The organism is Myxococcus sp. AB056, assembly GCF_006547365.1.
GTDB lineage: Bacteria > Myxococcota > Myxococcia > Myxococcales > Myxococcaceae > Myxococcus > Myxococcus virescens.
The window spans coordinates 1-15906 of the sequence record NZ_VHLB01000138.1 but is presented as its reverse complement, the minus strand read 5'-3'; the positions used below and the strand labels follow the sequence as shown (position 1 = coordinate 15906).

Genomic DNA, 15906 nt, shown 5'->3' with positions numbered 1-15906 from the left:
CCGCGGTGCCCCCCACCGGAGCTCCAGCGCCGCCTCACAAGACGCAAGAGAACCTTGCTTCGGAACGTGTTGCTTGACACGTTCCGAAGCATGGTTCTCTTGAGTCTTGTGAGGCGGCGCTGGAGCTCCGGTGGGGGGCACCGCGGCGACCGCGAACCAGAACAACCCAGGCTCATTCATGCCGTGCGTCCGCGAGGACGTCACGAACAGGAGACGACCATGCAGACTCGCAATCCGTTCAACTCCGCCGTCGTGGTGAACCCGCTGATGCGCGATGTCGACGCGCTCTTCCGCGAGCTGACGCAGCCCATGTGGCGCCAAGCCCCGCGTGAGCGCACGCCGGCCGCGGACATCACTGAATCCGAGAGCGGCCTCACGCTCCAACTGGACATGCCCGGGCTGGAGGCGAAGGCCATCCAGGTGACGGTGGAGAAGGACATCCTCACGGTGCAGGCGGAGCGCAAGGCCGAGACGCGCGCGGAGGGCGTCAACGTGCGCCGCCAGGAACGCGCCTTCGGGACGTTCGCCCGCTCCTTCGCGCTGCCTGACACGGTGGACGCAAGCCGGGTGGAGGCTCGCTACGAGCAGGGTGTGCTGACGCTGACCCTGCCTCGGCGCGAGGAGTCCAAGCCCCGCGTCATCGAAGTCAAGGTCCAGGGCTGAAGCCGCGGGCGCACACCGCGGGCCAGGGAGGTCACCTGCCTCCCACTGAAATCCCTGCCCAGGGCTTCCGCGAGCAAGGCGGAAGCCCTGCCTGTTCTACCGCTTGGCGCTGAGCGCCAGCGGAACGCGGAACAGCTCCAGCACCTGCTGCACGTCCAGCGGCTTCGCCATGCACGCCAGCGCGCCGGCCTGCTTGGACTGCTCCACGACCTCGGGCGTATGCGCGGACGTCATGGTGATGAGCCGCACGCCCTCCATCTGCTTGCGCGCGCGGATGCGGCGGCAGACTTCCAGACCGTCGATGTCCGGCATGTTGAGGTCGATGATCATGCCGTGCGGCTTCTGCTCGGACACGAGCAGCAGCGCCTCCACGCCGCTCGTCGTCGTCTGCAGCTCCACCTGGGCCGCGAACGGCTTGAACGCGCGCTTGATGGCGTCCAGCACCGGACGCTCGTCATCCACCGCGAGCAGGCGCACCGTGCCGCTGCCGAGCTCCTCGGGAACCGGCATCTGGTGGGTGATGAGGAACGTGCGCAGGTCCGCCGACCGCACGCGGCGGTGGCCACCCGGCGTCCTGAACGCCATCAGGATGCCACGGTCAATCCACTTGCTCACCGTGGACGGATCCACCTGAAGCAGACGACTGATGTCGTGCGTCGTGTAGAGCTGGTCCGTCATGGCCGTACTCCCCTCTTGCTGCATGATTCCGCTGCCCATGGAACTATTCACCTACCTTGAACACGGGTTTTCTTCAACCTCACTGAGTACCGCGCCTATCAGTCCCTCTCATCAGACCCACTGCGTCGTCCCAGCGGCCACTGGCCTTGAGACACAGCTCCACGAGTTCGCGAGCGGCCCCTCGGCCGCCAGGACTCTGGGTAACGAAGTGTGCCTCGCGGCGCACTTCGGGGACCGCATCCGCAGGACAAGCGGAAAGAGCCACCATTGAAAGTGGACCCAGGTCGTTGTGGTCGTCACCCATGTACGCGCAGGCGTCCAGGGGCACGTCCAACTGGGTGACCAGCTCTTTGAGAGCGGCCGACTTGTCACGGCGGCCTTGGAACACGGCCGCGAGGCCCAGCTCCCGCCCGCGCTTCTCCACGATGCCGGAGGTGCGGGCGGTGAGGATGGCGGCGGGCAACCCGGACAGCCGGGCCATGACGAGCGCATGGCCGTCCTTGACGTCGAAGCGCTTCATCAGCTCGCCGTCCTGGCCGTAGTAGAGGCCGCCGTCGGTGAGTACCCCGTCCACGTCGAAGACGAGCAGCCGCACGCGCGCAGCACGGGACGTCAGCTCTTCCGTTGCCAGTCTGGAAGGGGCGTCCGTCACCATGGCTTGCTCGACTCCCTTGTTTGCCGACACATCAACCCGGCTCGTGGCCCAACACCCGGCGGATGCTCAGCACGTTTCGTACCACGTCTTCAAACATCTGTGGATTCAGCGAACAGGGACCGTCACACAGGGCACGATCCGGATCTTCGTGGACTTCCGTGAACAACGCGTCAATCCCGGCGGCCGCGGCGGAGCGGGCCAGCAGTGACACGAAGCGGCGTTCGCCCGCCGTCTCACCGTTTCCGGCGCTGGGGAGTTGAACGGAGTGGGTGGCGTCGAAGCACACGGCGAGGCCGGCGTCGCGCATCTGCGCGAAGCCGCGCATGTCCACCACCAGGTTGTTGTAGCCGAAGGTCGAACCGCGCTCGGTGACGAGCACGTTGGGGTTGCCCGCTTCGAAGGCCTTGCGCGCCGAGTGGACGATGTCCTTGGGCGCCACGAACTGCCCCTTCTTCAGGTTCACGCCCTTGCCCGTACGCGCCACGGCTTCCACCAGGTCCGTCTGCCGGCACAGGAAGGCCGGTATCTGGATGATATCCACAACTTCCGAGGCTGGCCCGACGTGACTCGTCTCATGGACGTCCGTGAGGACGGGAACGCCCACTTCATCCCGGATTCTCTTCAGGATTCTCAGGCCTTCCTTGAGACCCGGACCTCTGAAGGACTTGCCGCTGGTGCGGTTGGCCTTGTCGTAGGAGCACTTGAAGGCGTACGGCACGCCGAGCCGGCCGGTGATTTCCTTCAGCATCCAGGCATGGCGCAGGGCCATGTCCTCGGACTCGATGCTGTCGGGGCCGGCGATGACGAACAGCTTCTGGCCTTGGCCGACCTTGAAGCCACACAGCTCGATGGGGTTGGGGGCGCTCATTCGGTCACCTTGCCGGCCGCCGCGTTCGCGTCCCGCTGGGCGAGCGCCGCGCGGATGAAGCCGGAGAAGAGGGGGTGGGGTGCGAAGGGCTTGCTCTTGAATTCAGGGTGGAACTGGCAGCCGACGAAGTAGGGGTGGTCGGCCAGCTCAATCATCTCCACCAGGTTGAGCTCGGGGTTGGAGCCGGAGATGACCAGCCCCGCCTCCTGCAGCTTGCTGCGGTACGCGTTGTTCACTTCGTAGCGGTGGCGGTGGCGCTCCTGGATGGTGTCCTGCCCGTAGAGCTGGTGGGCGAGCGAGCCGGGCTTCAGCGCACAGGCGTAGCTGCCCAGGCGCATGGTGCCGCCCTTGTCCTGCACCTTCACCTGGCTCTCCATGAGCGTCACCACCGGGTGCGGCGTGTGCTCGTTGAACTCCAGGCTGTTGGCGGAGGACAGGCCCAGCACGCCGCGGCTGAACTCCACCACGGCCATCTGCAGGCCCAGGCAGATGCCGAAGAACGGCACCTTCTTCTCACGCGCGTAGCGCACGGCGGCGATCTTGCCCTCGGTGCCGCGCACGCCGAAGCCGCCGGGCACCAGGATGGCGTCCACGCCGGCCAGCAGCTTCTCCGCGCCCTGCTCCTCGACCTCCTGGCTGTCGACGAAGTGCAGGTTCACCTTCACGTCGTTGGCGATGCCGCCGTGCAGCAGCGCCTCGTTGAGGCTCTTGTAGCTCTCCGTGAGGTTGACGTACTTGCCGACAATCGCGATGCGGACCTGGCCGCGCGCGGGCTCGTACACCTTGCGGATGATGTTCTCCCAGCGCTCCAGGTGGGGCGCCCGGCTCCAGATGTTGAGGACCTCCGCGAGCCGCTCATCCAGGCCCTGGCGGTGCAGCTCCAGCGGCAGCTCGTAGGTGCTGCGCACGTCCGGCGACGTGAAGACGCTGCGCGTGTCCACGTTGCAGAACATGGCAATCTTGTCCTTCAGCTCGCGGGGCACCTCGCGGTCGGTGCGGCACACGAGGAAGTCGGGCTGGATGCCTATTTCCCGCAGCTTCATCACCGAATGCTGCGTGGGCTTGGTCTTCACCTCGCCGGCCGCGCCGATGTACGGCAGCAGCGTGAGGTGGACGTAGACGACGTTCTCGTTGCCCACGTCGTAGCGCATCTGCCGGATGGCCTCGAGGAAGGGCAGCGACTCGATGTCGCCCACGGTGCCGCCCACTTCCACGATGACCACGTCCGCGTCCTGCGCCGCCTGGCGGATGCTGGACTTGATTTCGTCGGTGACGTGCGGAATCACCTGGACCGTCTTGCCCAGGTATTCGCCCCGCCGCTCCTTCATGATGACCGCGTGGTAGATGCGGCCGGACGTGAAGTTGTTGAGCCGGCTCATCCGCGCGTTGGTGAACCGCTCGTAGTGGCCGAGGTCCATGTCCGTCTCACCGCCGTCCTCGGTGACGAACACCTCGCCGTGCTGGAACGGGCTCATCGTGCCCGGGTCCACGTTGATGTAGGGGTCCAGCTTGATGAGGGTGACGGCCAGCCCACGGTTCTCCAGCAGGGCGCCAATCGAAGCGGAGGCGAGACCCTTGCCGAGGGAGCTGACCACTCCGCCCGTCACGAAGATGAACTTGGTTTTCTTGGAGCGCATGTCCCGTTCTGCCTACTGAGGCAGGGATGCGTCAATTATTCTGTTTCCGATGGACGGCCGCCCGCTGGGGCAGGCGCGGGCGGCGTCAGTTGCCGTCCCAAGCACCCGGCCGGGCGACCGCGAATTCCTGGGCGTTCGGCTGCCCGACGCGGAACTTGCGCAAATCGCAGTTCCGGCAGCTCCAGCCCTCCCAGCCCCGCTTCACCACCAGGTGCAGGCAGGCGTCATAGTTGGGGCAGAAGAGGTTGCGCTGCGCGTCCACGGACTCCTCGTCCCGGAGGGCGGTGGGCAGCGGGCTGGGGCATGGAGTGATGGACACGGCGGAAACTCCCGGATGAAACGTGTTGAGTCGGCCTCTCCCCCCGGCGCGCTCCGAACAGGAGGGGCGGTCTGGCATTCCCGAGCCGTCGCGAAAAGGCCCGTCCCCCTCGCGGGGAACGGGCCCGGAACTGCCAGCATCCGCCACCGCTTCGGAGCCTCTTCAGGCCTGCGAAGCGGAGGTGGACGCCTTGGAGTTGCTGTCGTTCAAGGCATCACCTCCTTTCGGAGCCCCAGACTTAATCGGGAGCCTGGGGGCGCGCCACTGTCGCGCGGTGCGTGGCGAGCGCCGTGTGGGCACCGGGCGTTCAAGCTGCGACAAACTGCCGCTCCACCAGGCGCCGGTACAGGCCCTCCTGGCTCATGAGGGAGGCGTGGGTGCCGCTCTGGATGACGAGGCCGCCGTCGAGCACCAGCACCCGGTCCGCGTTGGCCACGGTGGACAGGCGGTGGGCGATGATGAGCGTGGTGCGGCCCTTCATCAGGCGCTCCAGCGCGTCCTTCACCAGGTGCTCGCTCTCCGCGTCCAGGGCGCTGGTGGCCTCGTCCAGGATGAGCAGGCGAGGGTCCTTCAGCACCGCCCGGGCGATGGCCACGCGCTGCTTCTGGCCACCGGAGAGCTGCACGCCGCGCTCGCCCACCTGGGTGCCGTAGCCTTCCGGGAAGCGCTCGATGTACGCGTGGGCGTTGGCGGCCCGGGCGGCCTCTTCCACCTGGGCGTCGGTGGCGCCGGGCCGGCCGTAGCGGATGTTGTCCGCGATGGAGCAGGAGAAGAGCTGGGGCTCCTGCGCCACCATGCCGATGTTGCGGCGCAGCCACTCCGGCTCCAGGGAGGTGAGCGGATGGCCGTCCAGCAGCACCTCGCCGTTCTGCGGGTCGTAGAAGCGCGACAGCAGGGAGGCCAGCGTGGACTTGCCCGCGCCGGAGGGGCCCACCACCGCGACCACCTCGCCCGGCCGCAGCTCCAGGTCCAGGCCCTGGAGCACCGGCACGTCGGGACGGCTGGGGTAGGCGAAGTGCACGCCGCGGAACTGCACGTGCCCGCGCAGGTCGGTCAGTTGCTCGCCGCCAGCGCCGATGGCGGGCTTGCGGTCCAGCAGCTCGAAGACGCGCTCGGCGGCGCCGCTGGCGCGCATGAAGTCCGCCCACAGCTCCGCGATGCCGCTGAACGAGAAGGCCACCAGCATGGTGTAGATGAGGAACGAGGTGAGCTCGCCCACGGAGAGGCCGCCTTCCACCACCAGCCGGCCGCCGTACCAGAGCACCGCGGCGATGGAGCCATACCCCGCGATGGAGGCCACGCCCATGAAGACGGAGGTCTGGAGCGCGCGCTTCTTCGCCAGCATGAAGGAGCGGTCCACGGCGACGCTGTAGCGCTCCACCTCGTGCCGCTCCGCGGCGAAGGAGCGCACGGTGCGGATGCCGGACAGGTCCTCCTCGGCCACCTCGCCGCTGGCGGCGAGCGCGTCCTGGGCCTGACGGGAAATCACCCGGACCCGGCGCCCGTAGAACACGCCGCCAATGGCCACGGGCGGGATGACGGCCAGCATCACCAGCGTGAGCTGGACGGACGTGTAGAGCAGCAGGCCCACGCCGCCCACGGCCGTGACGGCGTAGCGCAGCATCATGGACACGTTGGCCGTGACAGTGGTCTGCAGGACGGTGGTGTCCGAGGAGAGCCGGCTGGTGAGCTCGCCCGTGCGGCGCGAGTCGAAGAAGCCCACCTCCTGGGACAGCAGGGCGCGGAAGAGGTCCTTGCGCAGCCGCGACACCACGCGTTCGCCGGCGTTGGTGAAGAGGTAGATGCGCAGCGCCATGGCGATGCCCTGCACCGTGAACACGGCGAGCATCAGCAGCGCGAGCCGGTCCACCACGTACTGGTCGCGCGCGGTGAGGGCCTGGTCCACCAGGTCGCCAATGGCGCGGGGATAGGCCAGCGTGGCTCCGCTGCTGATGAGGAGGAAGAAGGTGCCCGCGGCCAGTGGCAGCAGTTCCGGGCGCGCCAGCTTCAGCAGGCGCCGGACGGTGACGCCAGGGGAGGCACTGCTTTTCGAATCGTTCGCGGGGGAAGACACCGGCGGAGACTAACGCGAGCGTCCAACCTGCGCACCGGACGCCTGCGTGTGCGTTGAAGCGGTATTAATCCTCTCGAAGCAAGTCACACGCCGAGTCAGGGGGAGTGCCATGGAGCAGCGTCCATTCGGAAGCACACGGGTGTCCGTGCCCGTCCTGGGCCAGGGGACTTGGCAGATGGAGGAGGACGACCGGGCAGGCGCCATCCGCGCCCTTCGCGCCGGGCTGGACCTGGGAATGACGCACGTGGACACCGCTGAGCTGTACGGCCACGGCAAGGTGGAGGAGTCCATCGTCTCCGAGGCCATCGCGGGCCGGCGCGGCGACGTCTTCCTGGTGTCGAAGGTGATGCCGTCCAACGCTTCCTACGCGGGCACGCTCGCCGCCTGTGAGCGGAGCCTGAAGCGGCTGCGCACGGACCACCTCGACTGCTACCTGCTGCACTGGCCGGGTTCGCACCCGCTGGAGGAGACGGTGCGCGCCTTCGAGAAGCTCGTGGCGGATGGAAAGATTCGCGCCTGGGGCGTGAGCAACTTCGGGGTGGAGGACCTGGAGGAGGCGCTCGCGCTCGCGGGGCCCGGGCGCATCGCCTGCAACCAGGTGCTCTACCACCTGGAGGAGCGCGCCATCGAGCACGCCGTCCTGCCCTGGTGCGAAGCCCACGGGGTGGCGGTGGTGGGCTACAGCCCCTTCGGCAACGGCCGTTTTCCCCGGCCCGACAGCCGGGGTGGGAAGGTGCTGGGCGCCATCGCCCGCGCGCACGGCGTCACGCCGTACCAGGTGGCGCTCCGGTTCCTGGTGCGCGGGCCGTCGCTGTTCGCCATCCCCAAGGCGAGCCGGGAGGCCCACGCACGCGACAACGCCGCCGCCGCGTCGCTGACGCTGACCGCCGACGAGTTGGCCCACCTCGACGCGGCCTTCCCGCTGGGGTCCGGGCCGGCGTCGCTGCCCGTCATCTGATGCCGGCGGCGAAGGCCTTGCGGAAGGCGGACACGGTGGGCTCACCCGGGCCCACCGTCACCGTGCCCGTCTCGCCCTCCACGGCGGCGCGGGTGTCGCGGCCCTTGAGGAAGCGCACGGTGGTGATTCGGCGCAGCACCTCGCGGCCCTGCTCCTGGGCCAGGGCGCGCAAGGCATGGCTGGCGACATTCACGGCGGACTCCAGCGCGCGGCGGCCCGGCTCGTCGTCCAGTCCCACCCAGTCCACCTCGAAGCGCAGGGGCTTGCCGCCCAGGGACGCCTCGCCCGGCCAGAACTGCTCGGTGAGGGCGTGGGGCAGCTTCTCCAGCAGCGTCACCACGTCCTGCCGCGTGGGGTTGGGCCGTACGAGCTGCGTCAGCTCCAGCAGCTTCTCCGCGTTGCCCACCGCCACCGCCACCACCGTGGACAGGTCCACGTAGGCCACCGACTCCGAGCGGCGCAGCCCTTCCTTGCCCAGGGCCATCAGCACGGATTCGCGGGGCACGTAGTCCACCACCTCGCCCGTCATCGAATGCCCGTGCGCCAGGTGGAGCGTGACGGTGATGGTGGGCACTTCTTCGCCCGAGCGCGCCCGCGTGGCGAGCGTTCCCAGCTGCTCCAGCACCCGCTCCACCTTGCGCGACAACAGCCGCTGAACGCCCTCCATGTCCTCGTCCTCCTGCTGCTGCTTGCGGGTCTCTTGCGCGCGCTGCGGTTTCGGAGGCGCGGGTGGTTTCGGGGCGGCTTCGGGCCGGAGGGCTTCCGCGGGAGCAGGCTCCCGAGCCTCGGCGGCGTGGGGCGCGCCCGCTGGGCCGGCGGCGGGGACCGTGGTTCCCGCTTCGGGCAGGGCGGATGTGGCTGGCTCGGTCGCGGGCGCCGCGCCACCGCCAAACACGTTCTTGAGGAAGCCCATGGTCAGCCCCCCCGCGCGCGCATGAGGGCCTCCACCTTCTCCACGTCACCGGGGAGGTCGACGGCCACCGTGTGCGAGGTGACCTTCGCGCAGCGGATGGGGATGCCGTGCTCCAGCGCGCGGAGCTGCTCCAGCTTCTCCGCGTCCTCCAGCGGCGTGGGCGCCAGCTTCGCCAGCGATAGCAGCACCTCGCGCCGGTAGCCGTAGAGGCCGATGTGGCCCCAGCGCTGGACGGGCGTGCCCGGCTCGCGGGCGTGGGGGACCAGGCTGCGGCTGAAGTAGAGCGCGTCGCCGTTGAGCGCGAGCACCGCCTTCACCACGTGCGGGCTGGCGGCTTCGTCCGCTTCGAGCGGGCGGACCAGGGTGCCCATCCGCACGGACGCGTCCTGGAAGAGGCCCGCCAGCCGCTGGAGCGCGGCGGGGTCCACCAGGGGCTCGTCTCCCTGGACGTTCACCCAGATGTCGATGTCTGGACGGCCGAGCGCCACCTCGGCGACCCGATCCGTCCCCGTGGCGCAGGTGGGGCTGGTCATCACCGCCTTGCCGCCAAAGCCCTCCACGGCGGCGCGAATTCGGTCGTCATCGGTGGCAACCCACACCTCGTCGAAGGCCCGGGCCTCCTGACAGCGGCGCCAGACGTGCTCAATCATTGTTCGGCCGGCGATGATTGCCAGCGGCTTGCCCGGGAAGCGGGTGCTGGCATGTCGGGCGGGAATGACTGCAACGGTCCGGCAAGATTGCATGACCCCTCCGTCTATCAGGTTCGCGACGATTGCCGGCCCCCGGGATTGGACATTCGCATCATGGGACACTGGCCAGCGCGGCTCCAGTGCCTAGCTTTGGTCGCAACATGAAGAAGGTCATTCATATCGTTGGGGCGCGTCCGAACTTCATGAAGGTCGCGCCCATCTATCGCGCCATCGCCGAGCGTACTCCCCTGGAGCAAATCCTTGTCCACACGGGGCAACACTACGACGCCAAGATGAGCGACGTGTTCTTCGCCGACCTCGGCCTGCCTGCCCCGGACGTTCATCTGGGCATCGGGTCGGGCAGCCATGCGCAGCAGACGGCACGCATGATGGTGGAGCTGGAAAAGGTTTTCCTAGCCCACCCTCCGGCGCTCGTCTCCGTGGTGGGCGACGTGAACAGCACCATCGCGGCGGCGTTGGTGACGTCGAAGCTGGGCATCCCCCTGGCACACGTCGAAGCGGGGCTGCGCAGCTACTCGCCACACCAACCAGAGGAGATCAACCGCCTCGTCACCGACCGCCTGTCGGACCTGCTGCTGACGCCGTCACGTGACGCGGACGCCAACCTGCTCAAGGAAGGCACCGACCCGGCCCGCATCCACTTCGTGGGCAACGTGATGATCGACTCGCTCTTCGCCTCGCGCGAGAAGGCCGACAAGCTGCCGCTGCTCAAGGACCTGGGGCTCATCCCCCACGGCTACGCGGTATGCACGCTGCACCGGCCCTCCAACGTGGACGACCCCAAGATTCTGGGCGGCCTCCTGTCCGCGGTGGCCCACGTCGCCTCGCGCCTGCCGGTCATCTTCCCGGTGCACCCGCGCACGCGGAAGGTGATTTCGGAGCATGGCCTGAACACGTGGTTCGAGCGCACGCCGAACCTGCGGCCCGTGGAGCCCATGGGCTACCTGGACTTCCTGGCGCTCACGTCGAAGGCGCGCCTGGTGCTCACCGACTCCGGCGGCCTCCAGGAGGAGACGACGGCCATGGGCATCCCGTGCCTCACCCTGCGCGAGCAGACCGAGCGCCCCATCACCGTGGAGGAAGGCTCCAACGAGGTGGTGGGCACCGACCCGGTCCGCATCCGTCTGGCCGCCGACCGCGTGCTGGATGGTGAAGGCAAGCAGGGCCGCGTGCCCGAGTTCTGGGATGGCCGCGCCGCCGAGCGCATCGCGGACCTGTTCGCGAGCTTCCTGGGCGTCGAGGACCGGCCGATTCAGGCGGCCTCGGCCTGATGCCAGATGACGAGTGGGGGCTCCGGCGTTCCGTGGGCCCGCCTGCTCGTCCGTCCCCGCCTGTGCAGGAGGGCCCGCCGTGGTAGAGCGCCGGCAGGCCCATGCACAGCGCACCGCAGGAAGAAGCCCCCGAGGGCTACGTCGACATCCGCTACGTCGTCGAGCCGAACTACGCGGGTTGGCGGCTGGATGAGTACCTGGGCGAGAAGCTCCGCCGGATGACGCGGGAGCGGCTCCAGGGCGTCATCCTGAGGGGTGTCATCTGCGAGGAGCGGCGCCTGAAGCCGTCCACGCCGGTGTACCCGGGACTGGCCTTCCGCATCCGCCGCCGCGCCAGCGAGGAGCCGGACACGCCCACGGAATTGCCCGTGGTGTTCCAGGACGACTGGCTGCTGGTGCTGGACAAGCCCGCGGGCCTGCCCATCCACCCCACGGCGCGCTACCACAAGGGCACTCTCGTCACGCTCCTGCGAGAGCGCTTCGGTGAGCGCTTCGCCGAGCCCGCGCACCGGTTGGACCGGGAGACCAGCGGGCTGGTCGTCTGCGGGCGCACCACGGAGTCCTGCCGGGTGCTGGGGCGGCTGTTCGTCTCGCGTGACGTGCACAAGGAGTACCTGGCGCTCTGCGAAGGGCACCCGCCCGAGGACACGTTCACCGTGGACGCGCCCATCGCGGAGGGCACCGAGCTCATCCGCATCGCCGTGCGCATCGACCCGGTGGAGGGCAAGGAGAGCCGCACGCGCTTCCAGGTGCTCCAGCGCTTCACGCGGGACGGCGCGCCCTTCGCGCTGCTGCGCTGCTTCCCGGAGACGGGGCGCCAGCACCAGATTCGCATCCACCTGCGCCACGCGGGCTTCCCGCTCGTGGGCGACAAGATGTACGGGCCGGACCCCGGCTACTTCGACCGCTTCAGCAAGCGCTGTCTGGAGCCCGAGGCGTGGCCGCGGCTGCGCCTGCCCCGGCAAGCGCTGCACGCCGCGCGCATCGCCTTCCCCCACCCGGGCTCTGGCCAGGCGGTGGCGTTCGAGGCGCCCCTGCCCGCGGACCTCACGGACTTCATCGAAGGCCGGCCCGTGGCCTTGCCGGCCTGAAACGCGAAGGCCCCCAGCCCGGAATGAAGCGGGCAGGGGGCCAGGGGCGTGAAGCCGGTGGTGACGTCAGGCGGTGAGCTTGTTGGGCTCGGCGCGTTCCTCGCCGAAGTCGCCGATGAGGTACTTGCCGGAGAAGCAGGCGGTGCAGAAGCTGCCGCGTTCCGGGTCGCCCACCGCGCGGCCCAGGCCTTCCTGGGAGATGTAGCCGAGCGAGTCCGCGGTCACGTACGTGGCAATCTCCTCCAGGCTGTGCGTCGCGGCGATGAGCTCCTGGCGGCTCGGCGTGTCGATGCCGTAGTAGCAAGGCCACTTCGTGGGCGGCGAGGAGATGCGCAGGTGCACCTCCACCGCGCCCGCCGCCTTGATCATCTTCACGATTTTGCGGCTCGTGGTGCCGCGGACGATGGAGTCGTCCACCACCACCACGCGCTTGCCCTTGAGCACCTGCCGCACCGCGGACAGCTTCAGCTTCACACCGAAGTGGCGGATGGACTGCTGCGGCTCGATGAAGGTGCGGCCCACGTAGTGGCTGCGGATGAGGCCCACGTCGTAGGGGATGCCGCTGGCCTGCGCGAAGCCGATGGCCGCCGGCACGCCCGAGTCCGGCACCGCGATGACCAGGTCCGCGGAGGGCGCCGGCTGCTCCTTCGCGAGCTGACGGCCCATTTCCTTGCGCACTTCGTACACGTTGCTGCCGAACAGCGTGGAGTCCGGCCGCGCGAAGTACACGTGCTCGAAGATGCAGCGCGCCTGACGCGGCGGCTCCGCGAAGGGCTTGCTGGTGCGCAGCAGCCCGTTCTCGATGACGAGCAGCTCGCCCGGCTCCAGCTCGCGCACGATTTCCGCCTCGATGAGGTCCAGCGCGGTCGACTCGCTGGCCAGCACGTAGGCGCCTTCCTTCATCCGTCCCAGCACCAGCGGCCGGATGCCGTGCGGGTCCCGCACCGCGACGAGCTTGTTCTCCGTGAGCACCAGGAGGCTGTAGGCGCCCGTCACCTTGCGCAGCGCCTCCACGAGCTTCTGCTCGAAGGTCGCCTGCTTGGAGCGGGCCAGCAGGTGCAGGATGACTTCCGTGTCCGCGTCCGACTGGAAGATGGCGCCGTCGGCCTCGAGCTGCTGCTTCAGCTCCGCCGCGTTCACCAGGTTGCCGTTGTGCGCGATGGCGCACTGCCCGCCCGCGTACTGCACGAAGAGCGGCTGGGCGTTCTTGAGGGCGCTGCCTCCAGCGGTGGAGTAGCGCACATGGCCGATGGCCGCCTGCCCAGGCAGGTCGGCGAGCACCGGCGCATCGAAGATGTCAGCGACGAGTCCCATCTGCCGGTGAGCGCGCAGCCCCATCCCGTCAGAGGCGACAATGCCCGCGGACTCCTGCCCGCGGTGCTGGAGGGCGTGCAGCCCCAGGTACGTCAGGTTGGAGGCCTCGGCGTGCCCCACGATTCCGAAGATGCCGCACATGGCGCGCTGCCTTACTCCTTTCGAGCGGTGAGCGGAACAGGAACGCATGCCCCTCTGGTGGGTATTCCACCCGACGCCAGAGTCGTTTCATGTGGGCAGTCAGGCGTCCCAAAGGCCAGTCCCTGCGGTTAGTCTGGTTCCCGCATGGCATCCTCGCGATTGGTCCGCTGGCGTTCCCTGTTTCCCCTGATGTTGCTCACCGTGGGCGCCGCGTATTCGCTGGCGTCCTGGAACTGGTGTGGCAGCTGGGCCGAACGCGCGCCAGTCCTTGTGTCACAGGTCCATGGCGAAGGGCCGCTGCGCGCGGGCGCGGCGAAGGTGGCGCTCTCGCCGCCCTTCCCGGTGGTGGTGGCCGGCTATACGCCGCCACGGCCCGAGGCGGAGCAGGCCGACGTGCCGCTCTTCGCGCGCGCGGTGGTGCTGGAGGCGGGAGGGACACAGGTGGGGCTGGTGTCGTTGGACCTGCTCCTCGTTCCGGACGTGCTGGCCACGCGGGTGCGTGAGCGCGCGCGGGCCTCGGGGCTGGAGGATGTGCTGGTCCTGGCCACGCACACGCATTCGTCGTTGGGCGGGTATGACTCGCGGTTGGTGGCCCAGCTGTCGGGCACCGGGCGCTACCGGGAAGACGTGGTGGATGCCATCACCACGGCGGCGGGTGATGCACTGGCCCAGGCGGCCGCGTCGCTCGCCCCGGTATCGCTGGAGGTCGGCGAGGCGCGGGAGCAGAAGTTCGTCATCTCCCGCAGCGGTGGCGAGAAGCCGGATGGCGTCCTGACGCGCGCGGTGTTCCGGGGGCAGGGAGGCCCGGTGGCGGAGCTGCTGCTCTACGCCGCGCACCCGACGATGGTGCCGCGTCGCCGCGCCTACGTGGACCCTGACTACCCCGGCCGGCTCAGCGCGCTGCGCGAGGAGGCGGGCAGCGGCGTGACGCTGTTGCTGCAGGGCGCGGGGGGCAATGCGACGGTGGCGTACTCGGAAGGGCAGGGGCTGGAGCGGGTGTCGGGCTTCGCGCAGGCCCTGGCGGAGCTGGCCGGCGATGCGCCCTTGTCCCCCGTGGGGGAGACCGTGCGGCTGTCCCTGGCGCGCGCTGATGCGGCCATGCCACGGCCGGATGCTTCGCGGCTGGTGCCGGCGCTGACGCGGGCGGCGGGGGACAACCTGCTGTGTGAATCCGCGCCGCGTCTGGCGGAGGTGGGCGCGCTGCTGCTGGGGCCGCTGAAGCTGGTGGCGGTGCCGGGCGAGCCCAGCGTGGCCGCGGGCATGGAGTTGCTGCAGCGGACCGGCGCCACGGGCGTGCTGAGCCTGGCGGATGGTTACGTGGGCTACGTGGAGACGGCGGCGAACGTGCAGGGTGGACTGGGGGAGTCCAGGCGCCAGTACTTCGGGCCCGCGCTGCTGGAGCGGTTGAGCGTGGCGGCGGAGTTCGTGGCCGGGGCTGCAGGCTTCACGCCTTGAGGCGGCCGGGCGCCGCGGAGGACCTTCCGCGGCGCGGCCGGCTCGTGGCTGGCTAGAACTTCTCGAACTTGGAGTCCTTCTTGCGCTTCTTGAACACGAGCGCGGTGCGGCCCAGGAGCTGCGCGAGCTCCGCCTGGGTGCCCTCGGCGATGCGCGCCGCGGCTTCCTGGCGCGTCTCCGGGCCCTCGTTGATCTTGACCTTGATGAGCTCGTGGTCCTGCAGCGCCTGCTCGATGGCGGCGATGACACCCTCGGTGACGCCGGCCTGACCGACGATGACCACCGGCTCCAGGTGGTGTCCTAGCGCGCGCAGATGGCGGCGTTGCTTCCCAGTGAGCGGCACGTTCCTTCTCTCCTTCGTGTCTTCGGGTAAGGGGGGCGCACCCTACTTCTTCTGCGACGCGATGCGGACTTCTCGCTGCGCGTCGATGTGGTCCGGTTGAAGCTCCACGGTGCGCTTGAAGTGCTTGAGCGCGCCCTGGCCGTCACCACACAGCTTGGCGATGACGCCCAGGAAGTAGTGCGCGGGGGCGCAGCGCTCGTTGCGTCGGATGGCGTTCTGGATTTCCCGGAAGGCTTCGGGCTGGGCGGCCTTCTTGTCCGCCGCCGTGAAGAAGCGCGCGTAGCCACGCCACGCGTAGAACTCCGCTTCCTCCGGGTTCAGCTTGATGGCCTCGTCCAGCATCTTCACGGCGTCCGGGAACTTGCGCGCCTTCACCAGGATGCAGGACTTCTGGAACAGCTCCTCCGCCATGAGGATGCCGTTGATGTCCACCCCGTCTCCGCTGCCGCCGCTCTTGAGCTCCTCGATGTAGCTGGCGCGGCTGCTGTCGTCGGAGAGCGTGCGGTAGGCGTCGCCGATATACGCGAAGACCTCCGCCTTCAGCTTCTCCAGCTCCGGTGGCGCCCCCTGCGGGAGCGTGTCCGGGTGGTAGAGCTTGGCCAGGCGGAAGTACGCGATCTTCACCGCGCTGGAGTTCGTCTGCTCCGTCAGCCCGAGCCGCTGGAAGTGGTTCTGCTGCTTCATCGCCATCGTGAGCTGGCGCAGGGCGGGAATCTCTTCAGCCCCTGGTGCATTCGCGGGCGTCGCGGCGGCGGCGGGCGCGGCTGGATGCTGAGCGCCCTGCGCGGACAGTGACGGCGGGGGACGGGGCTGGGC

Annotated in this window: 16 protein-coding genes; 5 read left to right on the top strand and 11 right to left on the bottom strand. The window is 69.1% G+C overall.

Annotation, left to right across the window (positions count from 1 at the left end; translation table 11 throughout):
* Positions 1–219: 219 nt before the first annotated feature.
* On the top strand, positions 220–663 hold the full coding sequence (locus FMP39_RS34925; RefSeq protein ID WP_141594319.1) for an Hsp20/alpha crystallin family protein: 444 nt from the start codon (positions 220–222) through the stop codon (positions 661–663).
* A gap of 96 nt (positions 664–759) precedes the next feature.
* Here the strand turns inward: FMP39_RS34925 and FMP39_RS34920 are convergent, their stop codons facing one another.
* The 6 genes from FMP39_RS34920 to FMP39_RS34895 form a co-directional block, all read right to left on the bottom strand.
* Entirely contained in the window at positions 760–1380 is a 621-nt protein-coding gene (locus FMP39_RS34920; RefSeq protein ID WP_020478919.1) for a response regulator, read from the bottom strand.
* A 40-nt stretch (positions 1381–1420) separates the two neighbouring features.
* Entirely contained in the window at positions 1421–1996 is a 576-nt protein-coding gene (locus tag FMP39_RS34915) for an HAD family hydrolase (protein WP_140860878.1), read from the bottom strand.
* Positions 1997–2027: 31 nt separating this feature from the next.
* A complete protein-coding gene (gene kdsA, locus FMP39_RS34910; RefSeq protein WP_011551215.1) occupies positions 2028–2864 on the bottom strand; it encodes a 3-deoxy-8-phosphooctulonate synthase in 837 nt (278 codons plus the stop codon).
* The gene (locus tag FMP39_RS34905; protein WP_090485014.1) at positions 2861–4501 is read right to left on the bottom strand and encodes a CTP synthase; all 1641 of its coding nucleotides are present in this window, start codon (positions 4499–4501) and stop codon (positions 2861–2863) included. The genes kdsA and FMP39_RS34905 overlap by 4 nt, the downstream gene beginning before the upstream one ends.
* 85 nt (positions 4502–4586) lie before the next feature.
* Positions 4587–4820 carry a hypothetical protein gene (locus tag FMP39_RS34900; RefSeq protein WP_020478920.1) on the bottom strand — a complete coding sequence of 78 codons (234 nt, stop codon included), beginning with the start codon at positions 4818–4820 and terminating at the stop codon, positions 4587–4589.
* A 307-nt stretch (positions 4821–5127) separates the two neighbouring features.
* Positions 5128–6894, bottom strand: a complete 1767-nt coding sequence (locus FMP39_RS34895) for an ABC transporter ATP-binding protein (RefSeq protein ID WP_141594318.1) — start codon at positions 6892–6894, stop codon at positions 5128–5130.
* A gap of 109 nt (positions 6895–7003) precedes the next feature.
* On the opposite strand from FMP39_RS34895, the gene FMP39_RS34890 reads away from it, so the two are divergent.
* The gene (locus FMP39_RS34890) at positions 7004–7852 is read left to right on the top strand and encodes an aldo/keto reductase (RefSeq protein ID WP_141594317.1); all 849 of its coding nucleotides are present in this window, start codon (positions 7004–7006) and stop codon (positions 7850–7852) included.
* On the opposite strand, the gene FMP39_RS34885 is transcribed toward FMP39_RS34890, so the two are convergent.
* Both FMP39_RS34885 and kdsB read right to left on the bottom strand, forming a co-directional pair.
* Complete coding sequence (locus FMP39_RS34885) at positions 7845–8765, bottom strand: hypothetical protein (protein WP_141594316.1); 921 nt, start codon at positions 8763–8765, stop codon at positions 7845–7847. The two genes, FMP39_RS34890 and FMP39_RS34885, sit on opposite strands and share 8 nt — an antisense overlap.
* A gap of 2 nt (positions 8766–8767) precedes the next feature.
* Positions 8768–9508: a 3-deoxy-manno-octulosonate cytidylyltransferase gene (gene kdsB, locus FMP39_RS34880; protein ID WP_141594315.1), complete on the bottom strand. Its 741-nt coding sequence runs from the start codon at positions 9506–9508 to the stop codon at positions 8768–8770.
* Positions 9509–9615: 107 nt separating this feature from the next.
* Between kdsB and wecB the strand changes: the two genes are divergently transcribed.
* The gene (wecB, locus tag FMP39_RS34875; RefSeq protein ID WP_141594314.1) at positions 9616–10746 is read left to right on the top strand and encodes a non-hydrolyzing UDP-N-acetylglucosamine 2-epimerase; all 1131 of its coding nucleotides are present in this window, start codon (positions 9616–9618) and stop codon (positions 10744–10746) included.
* A 101-nt stretch (positions 10747–10847) separates the two neighbouring features.
* Positions 10848–11837 carry an RluA family pseudouridine synthase gene (locus tag FMP39_RS34870; RefSeq protein WP_141594313.1) on the top strand — a complete coding sequence of 330 codons (990 nt, stop codon included), beginning with the start codon at positions 10848–10850 and terminating at the stop codon, positions 11835–11837.
* Positions 11838–11903: 66 nt separating this feature from the next.
* Here the strand turns inward: FMP39_RS34870 and purF are convergent, their stop codons facing one another.
* On the bottom strand, positions 11904–13292 hold the full coding sequence (gene purF / locus FMP39_RS34865) for an amidophosphoribosyltransferase (protein ID WP_228558596.1): 1389 nt from the start codon (positions 13290–13292) through the stop codon (positions 11904–11906).
* Positions 13293–13436: 144 nt separating this feature from the next.
* Here purF and FMP39_RS34860 point away from each other — a divergent pair, with 144 nt between their 5' ends.
* On the top strand, positions 13437–14747 hold the full coding sequence (locus FMP39_RS34860; RefSeq protein WP_141594311.1) for a neutral/alkaline non-lysosomal ceramidase N-terminal domain-containing protein: 1311 nt from the start codon (positions 13437–13439) through the stop codon (positions 14745–14747).
* A 52-nt stretch (positions 14748–14799) separates the two neighbouring features.
* Here FMP39_RS34860 and yhbY read toward each other — a convergent pair whose 3' ends face one another.
* Both yhbY and FMP39_RS34850 read right to left on the bottom strand, forming a co-directional pair.
* On the bottom strand, positions 14800–15090 hold the full coding sequence (gene yhbY / locus FMP39_RS34855; RefSeq protein ID WP_090484996.1) for a ribosome assembly RNA-binding protein YhbY: 291 nt from the start codon (positions 15088–15090) through the stop codon (positions 14800–14802).
* Positions 15091–15132: 42 nt separating this feature from the next.
* Positions 15133–15906: DnaJ domain-containing protein (locus tag FMP39_RS34850; RefSeq protein ID WP_141594310.1), on the bottom strand; the 774-nt coding region annotated here is incomplete at its 5' end.

What these genes read in the sequence shown, in the direction of transcription:
- FMP39_RS34925 (WP_141594319.1), top strand. Translation starts at nt 220, where the DNA reads ATGCAGACTCGCAATCCGTTCAACTCCGCCGTCGTGGTGAACCCGCTG.
- FMP39_RS34920 (WP_020478919.1), bottom strand. Translation starts at nt 1,380, where the DNA reads ATGGGCAGCGGAATCATGCAGCAAGAGGGGAGTACGGCCATGACGGAC.
- FMP39_RS34915 (WP_140860878.1), bottom strand. Translation starts at nt 1,996, where the DNA reads ATGGTGACGGACGCCCCTTCCAGACTGGCAACGGAAGAGCTGACGTCC.
- kdsA (WP_011551215.1), bottom strand. Translation starts at nt 2,864, where the DNA reads ATGAGCGCCCCCAACCCCATCGAGCTGTGTGGCTTCAAGGTCGGCCAA.
- FMP39_RS34905 (WP_090485014.1), bottom strand. Translation starts at nt 4,501, where the DNA reads ATGCGCTCCAAGAAAACCAAGTTCATCTTCGTGACGGGCGGAGTGGTC.
- FMP39_RS34890 (WP_141594317.1), top strand. Translation starts at nt 7,004, where the DNA reads ATGGAGCAGCGTCCATTCGGAAGCACACGGGTGTCCGTGCCCGTCCTG.
- FMP39_RS34885 (WP_141594316.1), bottom strand. Translation starts at nt 8,765, where the DNA reads ATGGGCTTCCTCAAGAACGTGTTTGGCGGTGGCGCGGCGCCCGCGACC.
- kdsB (WP_141594315.1), bottom strand. Translation starts at nt 9,508, where the DNA reads ATGCAATCTTGCCGGACCGTTGCAGTCATTCCCGCCCGACATGCCAGC.
- wecB (WP_141594314.1), top strand. Translation starts at nt 9,616, where the DNA reads ATGAAGAAGGTCATTCATATCGTTGGGGCGCGTCCGAACTTCATGAAG.
- FMP39_RS34870 (WP_141594313.1), top strand. Translation starts at nt 10,848, where the DNA reads ATGCACAGCGCACCGCAGGAAGAAGCCCCCGAGGGCTACGTCGACATC.
- purF (WP_228558596.1), bottom strand. Translation starts at nt 13,292, where the DNA reads ATGTGCGGCATCTTCGGAATCGTGGGGCACGCCGAGGCCTCCAACCTG.
- FMP39_RS34860 (WP_141594311.1), top strand. Translation starts at nt 13,437, where the DNA reads ATGGCATCCTCGCGATTGGTCCGCTGGCGTTCCCTGTTTCCCCTGATG.